A 279-nucleotide genomic window follows, 5' to 3' on the forward strand; every position below is an offset into this window, starting at 1 on the left:
TCCTTTTTGCCGTTGCCATCAGGATCTTGCTCAGCAAATGCTTTCAGCACCTGGTAAAGCTCATCCGTCGTTGCGGGCGGCTTAAGTCCGAGCTTATCCAGCCAATCCTTCCGTAAAATGAGGAATGAAACGTCATTGGCGTCACGCCCTCTGGGAATACCGTAAATTTTCCCGTCCTCCAGCTTGGTCAGTTCCCAAGCCACATCAGGAACCCCTTTCGCCAAATTCGGATAATCCTTCAGATAAGGCGTCAGATCCCAGATAGCACCTTGTCTCGCC

General features: G+C 51.3%; 1 pseudogene. It reads right to left on the reverse strand.

Going from position 1 to position 279, the window contains the following annotated elements:
- Positions 1–279, reverse strand: a pseudogene (locus KVT27_RS24295) (extracellular solute-binding protein); the annotation flags it as partial.

This window comes from Lysinibacillus sp. GbtcB16, from assembly GCF_019091145.1.
In the GTDB taxonomy this organism is placed as follows: domain Bacteria; phylum Bacillota; class Bacilli; order Bacillales_A; family Planococcaceae; genus Lysinibacillus; species Lysinibacillus fusiformis.